This is a genomic window from Cognatishimia sp. 1_MG-2023 (assembly GCF_030548175.1).
GTDB lineage: Bacteria > Pseudomonadota > Alphaproteobacteria > Rhodobacterales > Rhodobacteraceae > Cognatishimia.
Genome location: NZ_JAUORX010000002.1, coordinates 343,201 through 361,553, shown reverse-complemented (window position 1 = coordinate 361,553; position 18,353 = coordinate 343,201). Strand labels below are relative to the sequence as shown.

General features: G+C 53.2%; 17 protein-coding genes and 1 tRNA gene. 3 read left to right on the top strand and 15 right to left on the bottom strand.

All coding sequences use genetic code 11. The features are described from left to right. Positions 1 to 233 precede the first annotated feature (233 nt). The 3 genes from Q4544_RS04735 to Q4544_RS04725 are packed head-to-tail and all read right to left on the bottom strand — an operon-like array spanning position 234 to position 2,969. Positions 234 to 1,973 carry a tetratricopeptide repeat-containing sulfotransferase family protein gene (locus Q4544_RS04735; RefSeq protein WP_303504333.1) on the bottom strand — a complete coding sequence of 580 codons (1,740 nt, stop codon included), beginning with the start codon at positions 1,971 to 1,973 and terminating at the stop codon, positions 234 to 236. A gap of 60 nt (positions 1,974 to 2,033) precedes the next feature. After that, positions 2,034 to 2,486, bottom strand: a complete 453-nt coding sequence (locus Q4544_RS04730; protein ID WP_303504332.1) for a low molecular weight phosphatase family protein — start codon at positions 2,484 to 2,486, stop codon at positions 2,034 to 2,036. Positions 2,487 to 2,489: 3 nt separating this feature from the next. Next, positions 2,490 to 2,969: a UPF0262 family protein gene (locus tag Q4544_RS04725; protein WP_303504331.1), complete on the bottom strand. Its 480-nt coding sequence runs from the start codon at positions 2,967 to 2,969 to the stop codon at positions 2,490 to 2,492. Positions 2,970 to 3,108: 139 nt separating this feature from the next. Here Q4544_RS04725 and Q4544_RS04720 point away from each other — a divergent pair, with 139 nt between their 5' ends. Beyond that, entirely contained in the window at positions 3,109 to 3,867 is a 759-nt protein-coding gene (locus tag Q4544_RS04720) for an SDR family oxidoreductase (RefSeq protein WP_303504330.1), read from the top strand. A 181-nt stretch (positions 3,868 to 4,048) separates the two neighbouring features. Here Q4544_RS04720 and hisD read toward each other — a convergent pair whose 3' ends face one another. From hisD to Q4544_RS04700, 4 genes are all read right to left on the bottom strand, one after another. After that, positions 4,049 to 5,353 carry a histidinol dehydrogenase gene (gene hisD / locus Q4544_RS04715; RefSeq protein WP_303504329.1) on the bottom strand — a complete coding sequence of 435 codons (1,305 nt, stop codon included), beginning with the start codon at positions 5,351 to 5,353 and terminating at the stop codon, positions 4,049 to 4,051. Between the two features lie 111 nt (positions 5,354 to 5,464). Continuing rightward, on the bottom strand, positions 5,465 to 5,944 hold the full coding sequence (locus Q4544_RS04710; protein ID WP_303504328.1) for a DUF2948 family protein: 480 nt from the start codon (positions 5,942 to 5,944) through the stop codon (positions 5,465 to 5,467). After that, complete coding sequence (gene murA / locus Q4544_RS04705; RefSeq protein ID WP_303504327.1) at positions 5,941 to 7,209, bottom strand: UDP-N-acetylglucosamine 1-carboxyvinyltransferase; 1,269 nt, start codon at positions 7,207 to 7,209, stop codon at positions 5,941 to 5,943. The genes Q4544_RS04710 and murA overlap by 4 nt, the downstream gene beginning before the upstream one ends. A 5-nt stretch (positions 7,210 to 7,214) precedes the next feature. Further along, positions 7,215 to 7,379, bottom strand: coding sequence for a hypothetical protein (locus Q4544_RS04700; RefSeq protein WP_303504326.1), 165 nt, complete (start codon positions 7,377 to 7,379; stop codon positions 7,215 to 7,217). A gap of 115 nt (positions 7,380 to 7,494) precedes the next feature. Between Q4544_RS04700 and Q4544_RS04695 the strand changes: the two genes are divergently transcribed. Together Q4544_RS04695 and Q4544_RS04690 are read left to right on the top strand one after the other, a co-directional pair. After that, positions 7,495 to 7,569: transfer RNA gene (locus Q4544_RS04695), tRNA-Thr, on the top strand. A gap of 255 nt (positions 7,570 to 7,824) precedes the next feature. After that, a complete protein-coding gene (locus Q4544_RS04690) occupies positions 7,825 to 8,676 on the top strand; it encodes an NAD(P)-dependent oxidoreductase (RefSeq protein WP_368411213.1) in 852 nt (283 codons plus the stop codon). Here the strand turns inward: Q4544_RS04690 and speB are convergent. The 8 genes from speB to Q4544_RS04650 form a co-directional block, all read right to left on the bottom strand. Then, positions 8,673 to 9,515, bottom strand: a complete 843-nt coding sequence (gene speB, locus Q4544_RS04685) for an agmatinase (protein WP_303504324.1) — start codon at positions 9,513 to 9,515, stop codon at positions 8,673 to 8,675. The genes Q4544_RS04690 and speB overlap by 4 nt on opposite strands. Before the next feature lie 10 nt (positions 9,516 to 9,525). Beyond that, entirely contained in the window at positions 9,526 to 10,695 is a 1,170-nt protein-coding gene (nspC, locus tag Q4544_RS04680; RefSeq protein WP_303504323.1) for a carboxynorspermidine decarboxylase, read from the bottom strand. 105 nt (positions 10,696 to 10,800) lie between these two features. After that, positions 10,801 to 12,012 (bottom strand): saccharopine dehydrogenase family protein, encoded by a 1,212-nt coding sequence (locus Q4544_RS04675; protein ID WP_303504322.1) that lies wholly within the window; start codon positions 12,010 to 12,012, stop codon positions 10,801 to 10,803. 34 nt (positions 12,013 to 12,046) lie between these two features. Beyond that, positions 12,047 to 13,933, bottom strand: a complete 1,887-nt coding sequence (gene speA / locus Q4544_RS04670) for a biosynthetic arginine decarboxylase (RefSeq protein ID WP_303504321.1) — start codon at positions 13,931 to 13,933, stop codon at positions 12,047 to 12,049. Between the two features lie 150 nt (positions 13,934 to 14,083). After that, positions 14,084 to 14,860: an IclR family transcriptional regulator gene (locus tag Q4544_RS04665; protein ID WP_303504320.1), complete on the bottom strand. Its 777-nt coding sequence runs from the start codon at positions 14,858 to 14,860 to the stop codon at positions 14,084 to 14,086. Between the two features lie 30 nt (positions 14,861 to 14,890). Continuing rightward, the gene (locus Q4544_RS04660) at positions 14,891 to 16,252 is read right to left on the bottom strand and encodes a TRAP transporter large permease (RefSeq protein WP_303504319.1); all 1,362 of its coding nucleotides are present in this window, start codon (positions 16,250 to 16,252) and stop codon (positions 14,891 to 14,893) included. Between the two features lie 9 nt (positions 16,253 to 16,261). Then, positions 16,262 to 16,930 carry a TRAP transporter small permease gene (locus Q4544_RS04655; RefSeq protein ID WP_303504318.1) on the bottom strand — a complete coding sequence of 223 codons (669 nt, stop codon included), beginning with the start codon at positions 16,928 to 16,930 and terminating at the stop codon, positions 16,262 to 16,264. Positions 16,931 to 17,031: 101 nt separating this feature from the next. Beyond that, positions 17,032 to 18,264, bottom strand: a complete 1,233-nt coding sequence (locus tag Q4544_RS04650) for a TRAP transporter substrate-binding protein (RefSeq protein ID WP_303504317.1) — start codon at positions 18,262 to 18,264, stop codon at positions 17,032 to 17,034. Between the last annotated feature and the right edge of the window lie 89 nt (positions 18,265 to 18,353).

Sequence of the window (18,353 nt, the reverse complement as noted above, 5' to 3'; positions counted from 1 at the left end):
GCTACCCGAGGTTTACGGGCGGCCCCTTAAATGGGGGCAATTCCTCTGTTTTACAAGGTGTATTCTCGTCTGATACGCGATTTGTGACCTATTAAAAGGCGGGGCAAATCGCTGCACTGACAGAAAGCGATCCATTTCGGGTGCTTTCAGGGCAAATAGCCTTGCTTGCAACGCGCTCGATAAACGCTATGCCACCTTTTAGCAACATGACAGTTTCAGAGTGCGCCCCTGATCTACAGTTTTGCCAACCAATGCCCTGCTTGCGCCTCGTATCGGCGCCAAGCTTCCGAGCTACCCTTGTATATCGCACGCCGCACTTGGACTTGCGAAGCCGTCGTCACCATCTGCTGCCCCTTTTGCGGGGTTAAACATGCCTCTTCCCAACTCAGCCCCACATAATCCGTCAATTTCCGAATTTCAGGCTCTGGGTTTTCGACCAAAGCCTCGTAATTCAAATCAAAAATCTTGTTTGGAAACTGATGATGCCAAAACGCCATCAAGTCTGAATGGCCTTTGTAGTAGGTCACTAGGTCCTCTTGATCATAGCAAAAACCGTTCCCTTTAGAACTAAAGGAAGTTTTGAAATTCGACCAACATACCGCTTTAGGATCACGGCACATATGTACAATTTTTGCATTTGGCATCGACATCAGGATATGCCCGATCATTTTGAAATTTTCGGGCATCTTATCCGTCACAAACTTTGAATTCCGAGCATGCGGCGGCAAATGATCTATGTACGTTTTTGCAAGAAGCGCGCCCTCTGCATCTGTCGGAATCCCTTGATCCGGGACAGCGACAACCAAACTTTGCAAAAGCGCATTCAACTCACCGCAGGCTGTAACCTCGGTGTGTCGGGCCAAAATGGCCTCTGCCAAAGTGGTGCCGGACCGAGGCATGCCGACAATGAACACAGGGGTTATTTCAGCGCCAAAGGCGCATTGTTTATGCGCCGCCCCTCGAAACGTTTGCTTTAATGACGCAAACAATTGCAAGTCGTGCGCAATATCGTATTTCAGTTCCGCTTTTCGCAGCGCATTTCCCTGAACAAGATGCTCATAGGCTTGATCAACCTCGTCCAAGTCTTCGCGAACTTTAGCCATTGCAAAGTGAAGCGCACGCCGTTCTGATGGGCCATCAGCCTCATGCATCAACTCCATGACTCGGCCCACAATATCTGGTTCGGTTGCCATGTCGTGCCGCACCGCAAAGTTGTAATAGTGACTTGCAGCCGCCTGCTTATCCGACAGTGCATTCCGGCTTGCCTGACTTGCCTCATCCAAGCGCCCCAATGCAGCCAAAGCGGCAGCACGTATTGTATGAATCTCAGCCGATTTTGAACCAGACGCCAGTGCCTGATCACACAGCGACAAAGCACGATCAGCATCCCCACCCGCATAACAGCATCGCGCCAAAGCGACTTGATACTTAAAGTTTTCAGCCGCTAATGAACAAGCGATCTCGAAGCACTTGCGCGCCTCGTCATAATACCCACCCTGCTCAAACGCCTCGGCCAACCTCGCCGCGTATTCCGCATTTTCTGGCTCAGCCGATAAGGCCATGGCCAATTGGCTCAAAGCCTCACGCAATCGGTTTAGGCGCATCAAAGATATACCTAAATGAAAGGCCAGTTCAGGGCCTTCTGCGCCGTGCTTCTTAGCGTTGATGAAACAGGTGACTGCCCGCGGGTAATCCGCGCGCGCATAAAACAACTTACCTAAATCTTGATGTAAACTCGCGTCAGAGCCATCCAGCTGAAGAGCACGCTGATAGTAGCCAATTCCAGCGTCCAAATCGGACAAACCGGCGCAAGCGGCCCCGAGAAACCCATATAACCGCGCATTTGTTGGATATTTCTTTAACTGGCGAGAGGCCCGTTTCCGCAACGCCGCATACCGGCCCTGTTTTAACAGAGCAAAAAACGGCGATAAAACCGGGTCTTTTGAAGACAAACACAAATCTATGGCGGTCATGGGCCCATCCTTCCGCAGTATCGGATGGGCTACCCTGTCATGCAGACTGCAAACAAAGTGTTAGCGCGGTTCACCCCAGCGCTCATGCAGCTTTGCAATAATTTCATCACGCGAAATCCGATAGGCCGCCAATTTGGCATCCCGCGTTTCGCCCTGCGCGGTCGGGTCAGAAATTGGCCAGAACTGTAATTCCAAATGATAGCATTTGGTCAACTCTTGCGCCTTGGCATAACTCGCGGGCGTTAAGGCAACGATCAAATCAAAGCTCGACAGCTGATCACCCCATTGCTCCATCTCCTCAAAGGAACGGGAACGATGACGGGACAACTCCACACCATTTTCACTACAAACGGCTATCGCAAAACCATCAATCTCTAAGTCATTCTTTAGGCCAGCAGATTGAACATAGGTATCCGTGCCATAAAACTGCTTCATGATGCCTTCGGCCATCGGCGAACGCACGGCATTATGATCACAACAAAACAGGACCGATTGCGGAAGGTCTAATGCCATGTGTTACCCTCCGAAATGCAGCACACAAATTAGGGTAAACAAACGCCGAGCTGTATCATGATCGACATTTGCTTTGCTTTCCAACCGTTCTGCCAGAATGCGCGCGCCCTCGTTGTGAATACCACGGCGCGCCATATCGATCGTTTCGATCTGGCTTGGTGGCATATTCTTCACAGCATCAAAGTAGCTTTCGCAAATTTGCCAATAGTCTTTCACCACCTGCCGAAACGGCGACAACGACAAATGAAACTCTGCGGCTTTGGTGCCAGCATCAGTCGCCAAATCGAACACGAGCCGCTTATCACGTATGGCAAGCTCTAGCTGATAAGGTCCTTCGGGCACATCGCGATCATCACGTTTGGGCAAAGCAAACGTGTTTTCCTCGATCAGATCAAACATAGCGACCCGACGTTCCTGCTCAATTTCAGGAGTCGGCGGCGGCAAATTGCTATCGTCAATTTCGATACGGCTGATGCGGCTCATGGGAAGTCCCTTACCTCACTTAATATAAAAGACGTAACCGAACGTGAAAGACGGAGCAATGCGGCAACATGTAATCAGTCCGAAAACAGACATGTTGGCAACGCAACGTAAATAACCGACAAACGCATCAGGAGGATCTATGGCAGATTACGGGATATTTTCGCTTTCTGGTCAGCGCGCGTTGATCACTGGTAGCAGCACAGGCCTTGGCTTTGAGATTGCAAAGCTTTTTACCGAAGCAGGCGCTGAGGTTTGGGTAAACGGACGCGACGCGGATGCCGTTAACAAAGCTATAACCATGTTGGGACCACTGGCGCGCCCCGCTCCATTTGATGTCAGCGATACCAAGGCAGCATTGGCCTGCCTTTCAAAAATCGAAGATGCTGGAGGGATCGATATCTTAGTGAATAACGTCGGCATGCGAGACCGGCGAAACCTTCAAGAGTTCGAACAAGCCGATGTAGCACGCCTCATAGAAGTCGACTTGATTGCGCCATTTATGTTGTCTCAAGCCGCAGCCAAATCGATGTCTGACCGAACTTATGGCCGTATCATAAACATTTCATCGATTGCCGGGATCATCGCGCAATCAGGCGACGCAGCCTATACGACCGCTAAGGCTGGTATCAACGGAATGACACGTGCATTGGCGGCAGAGCTTGGTGGGAATGGCATTACAGTGAATTCAATCGCTCCGGGGTATTTCAAAACTGCGGCGAATGCGCAAAGCGCAAAAGACCCCAAAATCGCCGAGAAACTAAAGGCCGCTACGTCCATCGGCCGCTGGGGAGACCCCAAAGAACTCGCACCCGCGGCCCTCTTTTTGGCCTCTCCCGCGGCTTCATACGTGACTGGGCAGGTCATTGCCGTTGATGGTGGCTATACGGCGCATTACTAATTGCTAACCATCTTCGATAAATCGGGATTAGAACGGCCCGTTGGTAAGGTTCCGTTAGGAATTAGCCGCCATAAAGGTCTTGCGGAACAGGCGGAGACGCCGATGACCGTGCCAGCAAAGGCTACCTGACCGGAGTATTGGTCTCGTTAGGGAGGGCCCGTCCGAGGTTGGCAAAAAATATCTACTTTTCGTTAAGCGCGTCTAACCGTGCAAGAACAGATAGGCCATGCGCCTCTAAGCTCTCGCTTTTTGCCAGAGCAGCGGCAGCTGGTCCGATGGTCTTTAGGCTCTCCAGCGTCATTTTTGACAGTGTGGTGCGCTTAACGAAATCCATAACGGAAAGGCCCGAGCTAAATCGTGCAGACCGCGCTGTCGGTAGCACGTGGTTCGGGCCCCCAACATAATCCCCAATCGCTTCTGGAGTGAACTGTCCCAAGAAAATCGCGCCTGCGTGAGTGATTTTTTCTGAAAGCGCATCGGGATCGCCGACACATAATTCTAGGTGCTCAGGTGCAATTCGATTTGAAAGCGCTGCTGCTTTGTCCAAATCGGCAACCGTGATCACCGCGCCAAAATCACGCCAGCTTGCGCCTGCAATGGCACGGCGCTCTAGGGTTTCTAGGCGCTTGTTCACAGCATCTGCCACATCGCGACCGAATTGGGCGTCGTTCGTTATTAGGATAGATTGCGCACTTTCATCGTGTTCTGCTTGGCTTAGCAGATCCAAGGCGATCCAATCTGGGTTGTTATTTTTGTCAGCGATCACCAAAATCTCTGAAGGTCCCGCGATCATATCGATGCCGACTTTACCAAATACCCGACGCTTTGCAGCTGCAACAAATGCATTGCCCGGACCTGTGATTTTATCAACGGGCGCAATCGTTTCCGTACCATAGGCCAAAGCCGCAATCGCCTGCGCGCCACCGATACGGTAGATTTCATCAACACCAGCCAAACGTGCGGCTAGCAAGACCAATGGGTTTGCGATACCGTCAGGCGTTGGTACAACGATGGCCAAACGTTCAACACCCGCAACTTTTGCAGGGATCGCGTTCATCAACACAGACGACGGATAGCTCGCCAAACCGCCCGGCACATATAGCCCGGCAGCAGAAACCGCAGTCCAGCGCCAACCGAGTGTTGCGCCACTATCGTCTGTCCAGCTTTGGTCTTCGGGCATTTGGCGCCCGTGATAGGCGCGGATCCGTTCCGCTGCCAACTCAAGTGCTGCTCGTTCCTCGGCGGTCACCTGCGCGCAGTAATTTTCGATTTCTTCTTCAGAAAATCGCAGCGTTTCTGGGGTAAGTTCAAGCCGGTCAAACTTTGCCGTCAGCTCAAGAACGGCCGCATCCCCACGCGCACGCACATCTGCGATGATCTCTGCCACAACGGCATCAACATCCGGGCTGTCTTCGCGTTTCGCGCCCAAAAGCGCAGTAAACTGAGTTTCAAAGTTCGCATCGGCAGCGTTTAGAAACTGGGGCATGAGGCTCTCCTTTGCGCTGCTCTTAGCGTTCTTCAAGCCAAGCCTCAAGAGACTCGGCTTTTTTGCAAGTATGCGCATGGATTCGGCTAAACAACAGCGAGTTCGATCAGGCTAGACGTCGTGGTCTGGTACTTTGTTGGATGGCGCGAAATATGGGCGTGTAACGTCCTTTAACGTCAACTCCAACGCTTCGACGGACAAACGAATTGCGCCGTCGCCTGCTAGGGTCAGAATAACATCGCCGGTTCCATCCTCGCCCGCTTCAAACCCGACCGATAGCACAGACAGGATTGTGTCCGTGTCAGAACGATCAACGCCTTGGCTAGACACCTTCAACACGTTTTCGATGACCAACAAAGACTGCACGCGTTCGACATCGCGCTTGCGGCGTGTGGCGTTTTCTACGTCTTCCCAACGAAAGCGATTGAACAAAATGGCAAAGCGACGTTCTTTAGCGCGCCAAGTCATTTCAGTTGCTGGAAAGACCGCATCTTGTGCCAAGGCTGACAAAATCTGAAGATCCTCGGCGTCCATTGCGCCGAGGTTTAGTGGGATCTCGCGACCGTCTTCGAAACGTGCGTCTTCGCTCATACGCCAGGTACCCTCTCTACGATTGCGCCAACGTTGCTTAGTTTTTCGACCAAACGTTCGTAACCACGATCAAGGTGATAAACACGGTTCACAACAGTTTCCCCTTCGGCCGCAAGACCAGCAAGGATCAAGGAAACCGAGGCCCGCAGGTCGGTTGCCATAACAGGCGCGCCTTTTAGACGTTCCACACCATGAACCGTCGCTGTGCCGCCGGAAACTTCGATGTTTGCACCCATGCGGCCCAATTCTGGGGCGTGCATAAAGCGGTTTTCAAAGATTTTCTCTTCGAGAACGGCAGTGCCTTCGGCTGTACACATCAAGGCCATCATCTGCGCCTGCAGGTCAGTTGGGAAACCCGGGAAAGGTTCAGTCACAACGTCGACCGCTTTGACACGGCCATTGCGGCGCGCAACCTTTAGGCCCTTTTCGGTTTCTTCAACCGAGATACCCGCCGCATCCAATTTTTCACAGAAGGACGCCAATAGGTCGATACGACCGCCAAGCAGTTCAACCTCGCCACCGGCAATAGCAGGGGCAAGCATATAGGTGCCAAGTTCGATACGGTCGGTCACAACGGCATGGGTTGCACCGCCCAAACGGTCAACACCCTGTACGACAATTGTAGGGGTTCCGTCGCCTTCGATCTGCGCGCCCATGGCACGCAGGCAATCCGCAAGATCAACAATCTCGGGCTCGCGGGCGGCGTTTTTGATAACGGTTGTACCTTTGGCAAGTGTAGATGCCATTAGGATATTTTCAGTCGCACCTACGGAGGCAAAGGCCAATTCCATCTCGGCGCCCTTAAGGCCACCGGGGGCTTTGGCGTGTAGATAGCCGTCTTTCAATTCGATCTGAGCGCCCAGCTTTTCAAGGCCATAGGTGTGCAAATCCATTGGGCGCGCACCAATCGCGCAACCACCCGGCAACGAAACAACTGCGTGACCCAGACGGGCCAGCATTGGGCCAAGCACCAAATTGGACGCCCGCATTTTACGAACGATGTCGTAATCTGCGATGTGGTTGTCCAAGTTATGGCTGGACATGGCGATGACCTTGCCGTCTTGCAGGCTTGAAACCTCTGCACCCAGCGACTCGAGCAGTTGCGTCATTGTCTTGATGTCAGACAAGCGCGGTGCGTTGGTCAACGTCAGCGGTTCTTCGCTGAGGATGGTCGCAGGCATTAACGTAAGACAGGCGTTTTTGGCACCTGCGATGGGAATTTGACCGTTAAGCGGGCCATTTCCTTTAACAACAATAGAATCCATAACTCTTACTCCTTGCCCGCAGACTCTGCCTCTGTCCCTTTGGTGTCGCTTGCCCGCGCCTTTGCTTGGGCCTTTCGGCGGCCCATATTCGCTTTTAGCGCAGCTTTTAGACGGTCTTCGCGTCTTTTGGCTTCGGCAGCGTATCCAGAAGGTGTTTTTTTGCTTTCCATGTACTTTCCATACATGAGGCGAAAAAAACATTCTAGATGCCCTTGCGCGATCTGAAATTTGAGTCTAATCACCGCGCCACAGTCAACGAGACTTTGGGTTTCGGACCAACAGTTGGCTGCTGTAGCTCAGTGGTAGAGCGCGTCATTGGTAATGACGAGGTCGGGAGTTCAATTCTCCCCAGCAGCACCATCTCTTCTTTCAAAATTCATCACTAGGTTTCGCCGCGAAACGGTTGCGTTTGGGGCGTTTGGACCGTTCATTTTTCGTAAAGTTGAGTTTCGTACGTTTCGGCGGCTGAAACGTACGATTCGACTAGCGCAATTTACGCAAAGTCGGACCACATACGAAACCGCCATGACAGCCACCAAAGAGTGTGAAAAGATACCGCCCAGAGGGTCGTGGCTGGCGCCCCTTCGTCACATCAAATTTTGTTGGAGAGCGCACATGGAAACAATTGGTGTTGTTGGGCTGGGGCGTATGGGCGGCGCGATTGCGCGACGTATGGCGGATCAAGGGCATCCCGTATTGGGATGGACCCGAAGTGGGCGCGCGGTTGATGGCATTTCGAATGCGGCGGACCTGCCCGCACTTGTGGCGGCGAGCGACACGCTGATTTTGAGCCTGTTGAATGATCACGCTGTGGGCGAGGTTTTGGATGCGCTGTTGGACTGCGATTTGACAGGGAAACAGATTATTGAAACCAGCACTGTTGTTCCGGCAGTTTTGCAGGATCGCTTGCAGCGGATTACGGATAAGGGCGCGAGTACGGTAGACGCCCCGATTTCTGGTGGGCCTGAACTGGTTACTGCGGGCAAATGTGGGATTTTCATTGGCGGCTCTGATGAGGCCGCAAACCGCGCGCGGCGTAGCTTGGTCTCTATTTCCGAGCGGATCTTTCATGTGGGTCCATTGGGCGCTGGTTTGGCGATGAAAACCATCAATAACAGCATGTTACAGACCTATTTTAACGGCTTGATGGAAATGATGCCTGTGGCCAAGGCGGCGGGATTGCCGCTTGAGACGGTTATGAAGATCGTCTGTGGCGGGCCAGCGGGTCTGCCCATGGTGACGGACCGTTTGCCTAAAATTCTAGGGGATGACGATGACGTAGGGTTTGAAATCCAAACTGCCCTAAAAGATGCTGACGTGTTCCGGCGTGTGGTGCAATCTTATGGGTTGGATTCAGAAATGCTGGTGCAATTTGCGGCGCATGCGGGGGATGCTGTTGAGGCTGGGCTTGGTCACAAAGACCCGGCGGTGATGGTGCGCCGGGCCTATGATCCGAGTTCTGTTTAGCAGGCTGCCATGAGCCGATAGACGATTTGTGCGGCGGTGAAATCCCATGCGGCATTGCCGTCTGGGGCCAGTTCGACCACATCCAGCCCAACGCAATTGCGGCCCTTTAGGGCGTGTTCGACAAGACGCAGCGCTTGGTAATAGCCAAGGCCGCCGGGCACTGGGGTGCCGGTGGCGGGCATTTGGCTGGGATCAAGGCCATCGACATCAAAGCTGACATAGACGTCTTGGGGGAAGTCATCTGGCAGATCGACGGCGTGGATGTTGTTAACCACCAATTCTTCGGCGTCTTTGTAGAAAACTTGATTGGTTTTCCGACTGTCTTGTTCTTGTTCACAAAGGGCGCGGACGCCGAATTGGGCAAGCTTTACGCCCTCTTCTGAAAGCAGATGCATTACGGATGCGTGGCTATGTTTGTTGCCCTGGTAGGCAACGCGCAGGTCGGCGTGGGCATCAATTTGCACGATGCCGATGGGGCGACCGAGCGCGCGGGCGACGCCCATGACCGCGCCATAGCTAAGGGAGTGTTCCCCGCCCAAAGTGACGGGTGTTTTCCCGGCGTTTACAGCAGCTTCGGTGCGCTTTGCGATACGTTCCATGACGTCCGGTAGATCGCCTGTGCAATCTACAGCGGGCTCTGTCAGGATGCCCTGCGCGCAGGGTTCTGCGCCGTTGGTGATGCGTTCGAGTTCATTGGATGCCTCGATGATCGCGGCGGGGCCATTTGCGGTGCCAGAGCCGTAGGACACCGTGCGTTCAAGCGGCACGGGGATCACTCGAAATTTAGCGGTTTCGGCGCGTTCAGCGGCGGTGAGTTCACTATCTAGAAAGATATTCATGGCTAGGCTTTCAGGAAAGGCGGGTTTTGAAATCGGAATAGGAGAATTGTTTGATGATGCGCAGATCATCATTGGTGCTGTCCCAAAGCGCGATGGTGGGCAGCGGAACGCCGTTGAAGGTGTTGGTTTTAACCATGGAATAATGCGCCTGATCCAGAAAGGCGAAGCGTTGGCCGATTTGTAACGGTTGGTCCCAAGTGTAGTCGCCGATGACGTCGCCTGCGAGGCAGCTTGGCCCGCCGAGGCGATAGGTGTGGCCGCTGTCGGTTTCACCGAGCAAGGCGGGGCGATACGGGGCCTCTATCACATCGGGCATATGGCAGGTGGCCGAGATGTCGGTGATGGCGATGTTCATGCTGTTGTGGGTGGTGTCGAGGATTTCGCCAACCAAGATGCCCGCATCCAGCGCGACGGCCTCGCCCGGTTCGATGATGACATCGATGTCGTATTTGGTGCGGATGTCTTTGAGCAGATGGATCAGCACGTCACGATCATAATCGGCGCGGGTGATGTGGTGGCCGCCGCCAAAGTTGATCCATTTCAATTGGTTGAAATATGGCAGGAGCTTAAATTCGACGGCAGACCAAATGCGTAGAAGTGGGTCAATGCCTTGCTCACACAGGGTGTGGATATGGATGCCATCAACGCCCTTTAGTGCCTCTGGTGTCAGTTGGCTGATCGGGGTGCCAAGGCGGGAGCATGGCGCGGAGGGATCGTATTTGGCGATCTCGCCCACGGAATGTTCGGGATTGATGCGCAGGCCAACCTGAACGCCAGCGGCTTGGCATTTGGCGAGGAACCGGTCTTTTTGCGCGGGGCTGTTGAAAATGACGTGGTCAGACAGCGCAATGATTTCGTCAATTTCTGCGTCTTTGTAGGCAGCACAGAAGGTGACGACTTCGCCGCCGTATTCTTCGCGAGCGAGCCGGGCCTCGTAGATGCCACTGGCGCAGGTGCCGGGCAGGTATTGGCGAATAAGCGGCGCGAGGGCGAACATGGAGAAGGCTTTGAGAGCAGCAAGGACTTGGCAGCCGGAGCGGTCAGAGACGTCTTTCAGCACTTTTAGATTGCGTTCAACGGCGGCTTTGTCGACGACGAAACAGGGGGACGGCACGCGCGAGAGGTCAAAATCACGGAACGCGCCGGGATCTCCGGCTTGGGTGGTCATCATGTCGCTCATGCGTGGCCCTTTTGCTGATAGCGCTGGGGCCCTGCCCCAGACCCCGAGGTATTTGGATCAAGAAAAAACTGGGGCGCGGGTATGAGCCGCGCCCCGATTTGGAATTTAGAAGTCGACGGGACCGTCGAGTTCGTGGACTTGCCACGGAAGGCCGTGGGTGTTGAGCATGTCCATGAAGTCATCTGGATCAAGTTGTTCCATGTTCCAGACGCCCGGCTGTTTCCAGTTGCCTTTGAGCAGCTGAGCTGCGCCGATCATGGCTGGGACGCCGGTGGTGTAGGAGACCGCTTGTGAACCGACCTCGGCAAAGCATTCCTCGTGGTCGCAGATGTTGTAGATGTAATAGGTTTTTTCGCCTGAACCGTCTTTGGCTTGACCCGTCGCGATGTCACCAATGCAGGCCTTGCCTTTGGTCAAGGCACCCAGATCGCCGGGATCAGGCAGTAGGGTTTTTAGGAACTGAATCGGGATAATTTCTTTGCCGTCGTGCATCACTGGGTCGATGCGGGTCATGCCAACGTTTTGCAGAACGGTTGCGTGCATGATGTAGGCATCACCGAAAGTCATCCAGAAGCGGGCGCGTTCGATTTCTGGGAAGTGAGTGGAGAGGCTCTCTAGCTCTTCGTGGTACATTTGGTACATGTTTTTCGTACCAACACCTGGGAAATCAAAGGTTTGTTTGTTGGTCAGCGCCGGGCTGTGTTGCCATGCGCCGTTTTCCCAATGACGCACCTCTGCGAGGACTTCGCGCAAGTTGATTTCGGGGTTGAAGTTGGTGGCAAAGGCTTGGCCGTTGTCGCCGCCATTGGCATCGAGGATGTCGATTTGGCGGATGGTGTCGAGCTTGTGCTTCTTCAGCCATGTTGCAAAGACAGAGGTCACGCCCGGATCAAAGCCAGAGCCGAGGATGGCGGTGAGGCCTGCCTCTTTGAATTTGTCCTGGTAGGCCCATTGCCAGTGGTATTCGAATTTCGCCACGTCTTCGGGTTCGTAGTTGGCTGTATCTAGATAGTGGCAACCGGCCTCTAGGCAGGCGTCCATTAGCACCAAATCTTGGTATGGTAGTGCGAGGTTCACCAACAATTCAGCACCGGTTTCGCGGATCAAGGCCACGGTGTCAGCAACGACATTCGCGTCAAGCTGCGCGGTTTTGATCGTAACGCCTGTGCGTTCCAGAACCGCGGCGGCGATGGCGTCGCATTTGGATTTGGTACGGCTGGCCAGCGTGATATCGGTGAAGATGTCCGCATTCATTGCCATTTTATGTACGGCAGCGTGGGAGACGCCCCCTGCCCCGACGACGAGTGTTTTACCCATGATGTTGTCCTCCAACTGTCTGCTGTGACAGGCGTTATTCGTAATAGGTATAGCCGTTGATTGAGTCGCGATAGGCACCCATCAACAATTTGCGGTCTTTGGATTTTAATGCGCCGGACGAAATGGCTTCGTCAACCATGCGGCGGAAGGCGGCGACGCAGTCTTGGGGATCGAATTCCACGTAAGACAGAACTTCGGAAATCGTGTCGCCTTCTTGTTCGTGCAAGAGATCAAAACCGCCGTCGGCGCGTAGGTCGATTGTGGCGACGTTGGTGTCACCAAAGAGGTTGTGCAAATCGCCCAATGTTTCTTGGTAGGCGCCCACAAAGAAAACGCCCATGTAATAGGGTTCGTTTTCCGGGAGTGTGTGGACTGGCAAGCTGTGGCTGATGCCATCGGCCAGAATGAAACGATCGACTTTGCCATCGCTGTCACAGGTGATGTCAGACAGTACGGCGCGCCGGTCTGGATGTTGGTTGAGCATTTGCAGCGGCACCATTGGGTGCAGCTGATCAATGGCCCAGACGTCTGGCAGCGATTGGAACAGCGAGAAGTTGCAATGGTAGATGTCTGACAACGTGTTCAACTGCTCGTCGGAAACAGAGATGTTGTCAAAGGCGGCGTGCTGTTTGATGCGTGACATCAGGTGCAGATAGATGCGTTCGGCGCGGGCCATTTGACGAAGGTCGATGTAGCCGCGGTGAAAGAGCGCGCGCAATTCGTTGCGGTAAAAGTTCGCGTCGTTCCAACATTCTTGTAGACGCTCAGCGGAGATATATTCGGTGATTGCCAGAAGATCGCTGATCAGGTGGTGATCTTCGGCTTCAGCTTTGGGCGCGGTTGGCGCGTCGTAAAGCGTGGCTTCGAGCACGTTAAAAATCAGCATGGACGAGGTCGCAACCACGGCGCGGCCGCTTTCGGTCACGATGTCTGGGTGGTCGATGCCTGCGGCATCCATAGCGTATTGCACCGTTTCAACGACGTTGGTGCAATATTCGCGCATGGTGTAATTGATCGAGCTTTCAGTCGCGCTTTTCTCACCGGTGTAGTCGACACCAAGACCGCCGCCCAGATCGAGGTGCGTCAGTGGGACGCCTTCGCGGGTGAGTTCGGTGTAGAAACGGCAGGCTTCGGAGACCGCGCGGCGGACGTCGTTGACGTCTGGAACTTGGCTGCCCAGATGGCTGTGCTGTAGTTTGAGGCAATGCAGCAGGCCCGCGTCGCGCAGCTTGTCGATGACTGCGATCAACTGATCGGTGTTCATGCCAAAGGCAGAGCGGTCGCCAGAGCTTTTTTCCCATTTGCCGGAAATCTGATTGGTCAGCTTTACGCGCACGCCAAGCATGGGTTCGACGCCCAGTTCCTTGACCACTTTGATTACGGTGTCGGCTTCTTTCGGGCTTTCGAGCACGATGACTGTGTTAAAGCCAATTTTGCGCGACAGAGTGGCGAGGCTGATAAATTCTTCGTCTTTGATGCCGTTGCAGACAATCAATGCCTCGCGGCCAAGACGATGTGCGAGGGCGATCACCAGCTCGGGTTTGGAGCCGGCCTCTAGGCCATAGCTGTAGCGCTTGCCGAACTCGACGATCCGTTCAATCACCTGTGCTTGTTGATTGACCTTAATCGGAAAGACGCCGCGGTAGTTGCCTTTGTAGGCCACGCGTTGAATGGCTTCTGCGAAGCATTCGTTGATATGGCTGATTTCGTTTTCAAGATAAGACGAAACACGCAAGAGCATCGGCACATGAACACCGCGGTCATCCAAGTCGCGCAGAATGCCCGGCAGGCTGATTGGCGCGGCAGATGGATTTAGCGGATTTTTGAGGCCGATCTCACCATTGTCCATAGCGACAATGAGGTCTTTGCCCCACTTATCAATGCCATAAATTTCGTGCGGCGTAGGCAGCGTTTTGTTCAATCAGGTATCCCCCAGACAGGTGTAGAACGGATGATAGCCTGACGCGCCAAATTTAGCGCAATCAGATGCGGCGGTTTATGCGGGAATCGGCTATTTTCCAAGCGTATTTTTCGTACGCTTGACACATCTACATTGAATGCGTCGGAAATGTCAGTCTTCGTCGAGCAGACTGGACAGCTGCGTTGCTGAGGCTTTCAGCATTTCCACGTAATTGACGGCGCTTTCGAGTGGGAAGCGTTGCTCTGGTGCGTGGACAGACAAGGTGGAAACAAGACGACCGTGTGGGTCATAGATAGGCACAGCCACGGCTGTCATACCTTCCATGAATTCGCAGCGGTCAACCGCATAGCCGCGGTCGCGGCTCATGCGCACCTCTTCAATCAACGCATCAGAGTCGGTGATCGTGGTTTCTGTGCGCGCTTCAAGACGTGTAGAGGTCGCGTAGTTTTTCAGATGCCGGTTGTCGAGCGAGCTGAGGTACATCTTGCCGGAGGCCGTGCAATAGAAAGGAACGCGCGTCCCGACCTGAAGCTGAATACGAAGTGGCCATTTGGTTTCGACACGATCCAAATAGATCATGGCGTCACGGTCAGGCAAAGCGATGTTGCAGGTTTCGCCGATTTCGTCTGCGAGCTTGGACAGGATAGCGACACGCGCTGTTCTGATCCGCAAAGACGAAATGATACCGGTGGACATTTTGCGCAGGCGAAGGCCCGGTGAATATCCTCGGCCATCGATCTCACGTTGGATGAAACCTTCGGCTTCGAGCGTGGCGAATAATCGATGGATGGTTGGTTTGGGGAGGCCGAGTTCCTGGTTCACCTCTGTGGGTGTCACAGGAACCCCGGCCTTCGCCATAGCTTCTAGCACTAAAAGCAAGCGCAGATTGGTTGGAATTCCGCTTTCTTTGTTCGTGCCGTCAGCCATAGCTACCCCTTAACGTTTATTATGTGCTTATTAACCTGATGGGATCAGAACAGTCGAGAGGCTTGGTACAAGCGCAATCAAAATCCAGACCGCCAGCAAGGCAAATAGATACGGCACCGTATAGCGCAGAAGTTTGAAATACGGCACCCCGGTAACTCCGGATGCAACATAAAGGTTCAAACCATAGGGCGGCGTAATAAAGCCAATCGATGCACCAACAAGGAAGATCACGGCAAACTGTACAGGCTCAACGCCTACAGAATGAGCAATCGGAGCCAAGATCGGCGCAAGAATGATTGTTACTGGAAGTGATTCTAGAACCATGCCGGCAACAAAAACGATCGCCATCGAGGTAAAGAGAACCGCATAGTAACCACCCATGCCACGTACAAAGTCACCAATGATTTGCTGAGCACCCAGAACCGACAGGATTTGCTGCATAACAACCGAAACGGCGATCAGCGGTGCAAGGATACCTGCGATTTGAGCGGAACGCATTGTGATAGATGGCAATTCCAGTGGGCCAAAGCCTTTGACCACTAGGTATTCACCAATGCCACGTTCTTTGAAATCACGGTCTTCGGAAGGAGAACCCATCAACCTGTAGATCGGAAGGCTGACAAAGCCGACGATGATACAGAAACCAACGGTAACGCCCGCAGCTTCAGTTGGTGAGAACTTACCAGTGTAGATACCCCAAAGAACCAGACCGATGGCAAAGAAACCCAACCATGCGCCAACCGCGGTCTTAAAGACACGACCGAGTTGTAGTTTGATGAGGTAGCCCCAACCGTTCACGGTACAGATGACAAATGCCACAGACATCATTGCAAAGACCATCAAGGAACCTGGGATGATACCGGCTACGAAGAGCTCGGAAATAGGTAGGTTCAGCAAGAAGCCGTAAACAATAAAGATGATTGATGGCGGGATGATGATCCCAACGGTACCACCGGCAGCCGCTGTGGCCGCTGAGAAGCGTTCGTCATAACCACCCTTCACCATTTCCGGGTGAAGCATGGAACCAATGGTTGCTGTTGTTGCCGAGTTAGAGCCCGAGATCGCCGCGAACAAGCCGCAAGCGCCCAAAGCTGCCATCGCCAGACCACCGCGCAGCCAGCCAAGGCAAGCATAAGCGAAGTCAGACAGTCGTTTGGCAATACCTGAACGGTTGATCAAGTCACCGGTCAGAATGAACAGCGGCATCGCTAAGAGTGCAAAGCCATCTGTAAACACGTCTGCCAAGGCAGAACCTGTGTTGATGAGAGGAAGGCCGAGCAAGAAGCTCATGCCGATTACCCAGTATCCGATCACAAGAAAGACCGGTACGCCGAGCATGAAGAAGAATGTTACCCCAAGTGAGATAACGGTAATCCACGTTCCGTCAGTCATTTTATCCCCCTATCCTTCGCCGATCGCTGCCTGCTGGATCAACGGCTCGCCGCTGCGCAGGTTCTTAATGTCGATCAAGTAGTTTTCCATAGACCGCGCCGCGATCAGCACGAATGCCAACGGGACGGAAACAAGGAACCACCACTGAAGAATGTTATCTGTACCCAGCATAATCTGGAAGTTTGACGCAGAGTTCACAGCAACCTGTGTGGCCGTCGTAACAACAACCCAGCTGAAGCCCAGCCACAGAACGAAGTCGAGAGTCAGGCATGTGAATTGCAAAGCACGCGGCATGTTCGCGCGGAACTCTGCAAAGGCCAAGTGCGTACGAAGCTTTACGTTATATGCGCAGCCGAACCACGTCATAATTAGGAATAAGAACGGTGGTAAAGTTGTAGACCACGGCGCTTGGACGTTGAGTACAAAACGCCGGAAAACTTCGACAAAAATGATGGCGCCAATGAGCAAGTAGCTCGACACCATGATTGTTGACTCAAAATTCCGTTCTGCCCAGGGAATGTATTTATAAACGGCGAGAAAGAACAACCCGCCCAAAAGTGTCACGAGTGCACCAAGCACCCACGCTGCATCAGTACTCAATGCGTCGCTCATCATAAAGGCGTCGTTTGAAGCAAACGCCTTTATAATCTCGAGCATGTCATTGAAAATAGTATCCATAATCCGTCTCCTCCCTGAGACCGAGCCTAACGTGTTCGTCAGATGTCGCTAGAGAAAAAGTTGGCGGCAGAGTCGTTTCTCCGCCGCCAAACCAAGAGGAGTTAGTCTTTCCACCAACGACGTGGTTCGACATTCTCCGGTTTCATATCCGCAGGCACTTCACGTGCTACGCGGTGCAGTTCGGTGTATGTGTCCATACCGCCTGCCCATTTGTTGATGCGCTCACGCCACTGTTCCCATGCCGCTGGCTGGAACTCAGGTGAACACATTTCTTCGGCCATCTTGATCTGATCGTCTGCCAAGAATGCGTTACGTACGCCATGCTGTGCGAAGATTGTGTCTGGAAGCTGTGGATCAGATTGACCAACAGTTTTAACCAGCGCCGCTTCGTTCGCCGCTTGAACGTGAACTTGTGCGAGGTAGGAAGATTCCATAACCGCATCTTGTAGGTGACCATCAAGGCTGTCGAATACTTTTGCAGACATCGAGGTGTGCTCGGTACCGCAGAAGAATTTCAGATCAACAGACTGGGACACAACTGGAGACATGTTCGCATATGCAACCGCAGACGCCCATGTTTCCGCACCATCAATAAGACCTGTTTTCAGACCATCGAGAGTTTCTTCCCAAGCAACTGGAACCGGGTTCAGGTTCAGAAGTTGCATCGCAATACGACCCAACTGTGTACCTGTTACACGGTTTTTCGTGCCAAACAGCTCTTCAAGCTTCGAGACAGTAGGCTTGTCTTTGAAGTTTGAACCCATTTGCAGGCCACGTAGTTCACAGTGGCTGAAGAGGAACTTCAGGCCGTGACGCTTTTCGAGTGGCTCACGCAGGATTTTGTTTGATTCTGGGCTGTATAGGAAGTGGTACTGAGACGCACGACCTGGGAATACATACGCATAGTCCAGAACGTTGAGGTACGGCGCACCGCCCGCAGAGTTCTGTGTAGACGCAGCATAGATGTCGACGATGCCGTTTTGGGTCTTTTCGACGCATGACAGCTGACCACAGATTTGGTTGTCGCCAATGAACTCAACGCGAATTTCGCCGTCTGTGCGGGATTCTAGGTCACGTGCAAATTCTAGGCAGCCAGCACGTTCGATCAAAAGGTTGCGGGCGTTGAAGCCGGATGCACCAAATTTTAGAACGTGTTTTGCTTCTTTTTTGTAGCGCTTGTCATAAGTCGATTCGACTGCTTTCGCGAGCGATGGAAGCGTCACTGTACCAGTAAAGGCACCTGCTGCGAGCAGCGTAGACGACATACCATAGCGGCCGGCGAGCTTAAAAAGATCGCGGCGTGAAATCCCGCTGAGCTTGTCAGTAACTTTCATGAACTATCCTCCCTGTTCATTATTGAGACTTGCAGTATCATTTTTATTGAATTATGAATCAGAACGCAAGAAAAACCTGCATCAATAAT

What these genes read in the sequence shown, in the direction of transcription:
- Q4544_RS04735 (WP_303504333.1), bottom strand. Translation starts at nt 1,973, where the DNA reads ATGACCGCCATAGATTTGTGTTTGTCTTCAAAAGACCCGGTTTTATCG.
- Q4544_RS04730 (WP_303504332.1), bottom strand. Translation starts at nt 2,486, where the DNA reads ATGGCATTAGACCTTCCGCAATCGGTCCTGTTTTGTTGTGATCATAAT.
- Q4544_RS04725 (WP_303504331.1), bottom strand. Translation starts at nt 2,969, where the DNA reads ATGAGCCGCATCAGCCGTATCGAAATTGACGATAGCAATTTGCCGCCG.
- Q4544_RS04720 (WP_303504330.1), top strand. Translation starts at nt 3,109, where the DNA reads ATGGCAGATTACGGGATATTTTCGCTTTCTGGTCAGCGCGCGTTGATC.
- hisD (WP_303504329.1), bottom strand. Translation starts at nt 5,353, where the DNA reads ATGCCCCAGTTTCTAAACGCTGCCGATGCGAACTTTGAAACTCAGTTT.
- Q4544_RS04710 (WP_303504328.1), bottom strand. Translation starts at nt 5,944, where the DNA reads ATGAGCGAAGACGCACGTTTCGAAGACGGTCGCGAGATCCCACTAAAC.
- murA (WP_303504327.1), bottom strand. Translation starts at nt 7,209, where the DNA reads ATGGATTCTATTGTTGTTAAAGGAAATGGCCCGCTTAACGGTCAAATT.
- Q4544_RS04700 (WP_303504326.1), bottom strand. Translation starts at nt 7,379, where the DNA reads ATGGAAAGCAAAAAAACACCTTCTGGATACGCTGCCGAAGCCAAAAGA.
- Q4544_RS04690 (WP_368411213.1), top strand. Translation starts at nt 7,825, where the DNA reads ATGGAAACAATTGGTGTTGTTGGGCTGGGGCGTATGGGCGGCGCGATT.
- speB (WP_303504324.1), bottom strand. Translation starts at nt 9,515, where the DNA reads ATGAATATCTTTCTAGATAGTGAACTCACCGCCGCTGAACGCGCCGAA.
- nspC (WP_303504323.1), bottom strand. Translation starts at nt 10,695, where the DNA reads ATGAGCGACATGATGACCACCCAAGCCGGAGATCCCGGCGCGTTCCGT.
- Q4544_RS04675 (WP_303504322.1), bottom strand. Translation starts at nt 12,012, where the DNA reads ATGGGTAAAACACTCGTCGTCGGGGCAGGGGGCGTCTCCCACGCTGCC.
- Q4544_RS04665 (WP_303504320.1), bottom strand. Translation starts at nt 14,860, where the DNA reads ATGGCTGACGGCACGAACAAAGAAAGCGGAATTCCAACCAATCTGCGC.
- Q4544_RS04660 (WP_303504319.1), bottom strand. Translation starts at nt 16,252, where the DNA reads ATGACTGACGGAACGTGGATTACCGTTATCTCACTTGGGGTAACATTC.
- Q4544_RS04655 (WP_303504318.1), bottom strand. Translation starts at nt 16,930, where the DNA reads ATGGATACTATTTTCAATGACATGCTCGAGATTATAAAGGCGTTTGCT.
- Q4544_RS04650 (WP_303504317.1), bottom strand. Translation starts at nt 18,264, where the DNA reads ATGAAAGTTACTGACAAGCTCAGCGGGATTTCACGCCGCGATCTTTTT.